Annotated in this window: 1 protein-coding gene; it reads right to left on the bottom strand. The window is 59.5% G+C overall.

Annotation, left to right across the window (positions count from 1 at the left end; translation table 11 throughout):
• Window positions 1-541, bottom strand: a 541-nt coding sequence (locus tag ACIA6A_RS22845; RefSeq protein ID WP_396099824.1) for a hypothetical protein, incomplete at both ends; no start/stop codon positions are given.

Raw genomic sequence — 541 nt, 5'->3', positions numbered from 1 at the left:
CGTGCTCGAACCGTCACCGCCATACGCAATCGACACTTCCTGCGCCGGCTGACCATCAGAACCAGGAACCGTCCCATGCGTCGGCTTACCATCCGCGGTGAAACGGTCGAACGACGCACCATCACTGGTGGTCTGATGGGTTACATCACCATCCGCATTCCGATCAACCTTGGTCCCATCCGCATAGGACCACGTGCTGTCCCCATCACCCTCATATGTGATGGACACATCCTGGGCCGGCTGACCATCAGAACCCGGCAACGTGCCATGTGTGGGTTTACCGTCCGCGGTGAACCGGTCGAAGTCTGCACCGTCACTGGTGGTCTGATGCGTGACATCACCAGCAGCGTTGCGATCAACCTTGGTCCCATCGGCATATTTCCACGTGCTGGAACCGTCGCCGCTATACGCAATGTCTACTTGCTGCGCTGGCTGACCGTCAGAGCCCGGCAACGTGCCATGTGTGGGTTTACCGTCCGCGGTGAACCGGTCGAAGTCTGCACCGTCACTGGTGGTCTGATGCGTGACATCACCAGCAGCG

The organism is Actinoplanes sp. NPDC051494 (assembly GCF_044454705.1).
In the GTDB taxonomy this organism is placed as follows: Bacteria; Actinomycetota; Actinomycetes; order Mycobacteriales; family Micromonosporaceae; genus Actinoplanes.
This window is presented reverse-complemented; position numbering and strand designations above follow the sequence as displayed.